The sequence below is a fragment of the Bacillus sp. PSXD-155 genome, from assembly GCF_049310765.1.
Classification (GTDB): domain Bacteria; phylum Bacillota; class Bacilli; order Bacillales; family Bacillaceae_G; genus Bacillus_A; species Bacillus_A cereus.
The window spans coordinates 1-2,321 of record NZ_JBMOWC010000122.1 but is presented as its reverse complement, the minus strand read 5'-3'; the positions used below and the strand labels follow the sequence as shown (position 1 = coordinate 2,321).

Here is a 2,321-nt window from a genome sequence, read left to right as displayed (position 1 = left end):
TCTACTTACTTGCCTTAAAAATAAGTAGGATTGCTTATTTCTTTTTGAGTATAACATGTTATATCTGGATTATGTATTTGTATAAAAACTAGCTATGTCATTGTCATATTTATGTTGAATAAGGGGTCTCGCCACATTGCCATCAACCTAAGATTTTGAAGTTCCCCCCAAAACGAAATTTTTATCTCTCTACAGCTGATTATGAGAACTAAGCTTATTTTTAACTTATGATTTCACAGTTTCAAAAAGAAAAACCACAGCAATTGCTGTGGTTTTTCTTTTAATGACCTAAACTATGTTGTGAATGCTCATAGCATTATACGTTGGATTTCGAAAAAAATGTTAAAATGTAAACTTTTAAATAAATTTACTAGGTTCTAAATAACGCATGATAACATTATATAACCAATAAACTATTTCCAACGATCTAATTTAGGAATATTTCTTACAAGAAACTTAGCAAGAAATTTAGGGGTTTTTATATTTTTTATTAAATGTTCTTGTACAAATTGTTGCATTTGTATTGTTGTAATATCTTGAACAAACTTACCATCCATATAACAATGACTACAATATTTAACACTTTTACTCCCATTACTTTCTGTACCTCCACCTAATTCATCTTTCGAAAGAGGCATTCCACAACTTTGACATACTTTATATTTTTTCATCAAAATTCTCCTTTGAAAATTAACCACATCAAATAATAAACAAGTGTACAACAACATAACAAATTTATAAAGAGGTAACTCCACATTGCTATTCAGCTAATAAAAAGAAATACCCCATGCCCATCAAGCTAAGATTTTGAAGTGCCCCCATCGCTATCAACCTAAAAAATCAAAATCCCCCCATAACGAAAATTCTATTCATTGTTGACTACTTATAATGATAGGTTATGTAAACTTTACATGAATAAGGTATATAATATATAAATAACGATTAACTGAGGTGAGAGTATGGAAGATACATATAAAATCCCAAAATTAGAAACAAAGCGTCTTTTATTAAAAAAACTAGATTTTCATGATTTAGATGATTTATTTGAAGTCTATTCGGATCCTCAAACAACTACATATGTACCTCGAGAGGTACATAAAAATAAAGATGAAACTCGTATTTTTTTAGAAAATACGATGGATACAACTAAGAAAGGTAAGTCTTTCATATGGTCTATTATGTTTAAGGGGGATCAGAAAGCTATTGGAACCTGTGGCATCTGGAAATTATCACACAGTAGCGCTTCTTTAGGAGCCGTTATTAACCCACTGTATTGGGGAAAAGGAGTTATCGTTGAAGCTTTAGAAGAACTAATAAAGTTTGGCTTTCAAGAATTAGATTTAAATCGTATTGAAGGAAGATGCGACATAAGGAATACAGCGTCTGAACGAGTTATGCAAAAGCTAAAAATGACATATGAAGGAACATTGAGACAAAGTGTAATGATCAATGGTATGTATTGCGATTCTAAGGTATATTCTCTTTTAAAACATGAATACGGTAACTTTCGATAACGAAAATTATGTAATGTTATCAAACGACTAAATGAGGTACCGTCACATTTCCATAAAGCTAAGGTTTCACACTATTCATTAAGCAAAAAAGACGTTATTCTTACTGTAGAATTATAGGAAAGGATGGCGTTTTTTGTATGTCTAATTCTGTATCTGACGACTTACAATTATTTGCACAGGAGATTAAGAGTCTTTTATCCTCAAATACCTTACAGAATCTAGCTAGAGATGTTGGATTTGTACAGCGAACAAGTAAGTATCAAGCACAAGATTTAGTAGCTTTATGCGTATGGCTTAACCAAAGTGTAGCAAAAACTTCCTTAACCCAGTTATGTAGTTGTTTAGAAGCATCAACAGAAGTACTCATAAGTCCTGAGCTACCCCTTGTAGCGATAAATTTTTAGAGGAAGCATCCATAGCGGCTTCTTTTTTCTTTGTTATATAAATTTTATATAACAAAGAAAAACCCAGTGACTTCATGCACACATAATGATATCACTGGGTTTTATAAGTTTAACATTTTGTATGTTTTGTAGAACTTATTTATTAAATAAAAAAATCCCTTCACGATTTCTGAAGGGGTCAGTATACATTGAAAGGGTACTTTCATTTTAATATATAAAAGAAAAAACTCGTATTGATAAAATTAACCTTTTTGTCTTTGCTCCTTTTAATTCACTGTAAAGAAACCGTAAGGATTAAATTCATCCTATGTAGAATTTTGTGTTCCTCATTAGACATGTATATTAGATAAATCATAATCTTTTATGCAATATTGCATAAAAAAATACCCTTTAATCTTGCTAT

General features: G+C 30.5%; 2 protein-coding genes and 1 pseudogene. 2 read left to right on the top strand and 1 reads right to left on the bottom strand.

The window, feature by feature from the left end; translation table 11 throughout:
* Nucleotides 1–413: 413 nt before the first annotated feature.
* Nucleotides 414–671 (bottom strand): zinc ribbon domain-containing protein, encoded by a 258-nt coding sequence (locus ACO6VI_RS32885; RefSeq protein WP_161520127.1) that lies wholly within the window; start codon nucleotides 669–671, stop codon nucleotides 414–416.
* A 288-nt stretch (nucleotides 672–959) separates the two neighbouring features.
* Here ACO6VI_RS32885 and ACO6VI_RS32880 point away from each other — a divergent pair, with 288 nt between their 5' ends.
* Together ACO6VI_RS32880 and ACO6VI_RS32875 are read left to right on the top strand one after the other, a co-directional pair.
* A complete protein-coding gene (locus ACO6VI_RS32880) occupies nucleotides 960–1,514 on the top strand; it encodes a GNAT family N-acetyltransferase (RefSeq protein ID WP_063546646.1) in 555 nt (184 codons plus the stop codon).
* A 137-nt stretch (nucleotides 1,515–1,651) separates the two neighbouring features.
* Nucleotides 1,652–1,891: pseudogene (locus tag ACO6VI_RS32875) on the top strand (IS4 family transposase); the annotation flags it as partial.
* Nucleotides 1,892–2,321 lie beyond the last annotated feature (430 nt).

Bases quoted from the DNA above. Each gene is read 5' to 3' on its own strand.
- ACO6VI_RS32885 (WP_161520127.1), bottom strand. From the start codon at position 671: ATGAAAAAATATAAAGTATGTCAAAGTTGTGGAATGCCTCTTTCGAAA.
- ACO6VI_RS32880 (WP_063546646.1), top strand. From the start codon at position 960: ATGGAAGATACATATAAAATCCCAAAATTAGAAACAAAGCGTCTTTTA.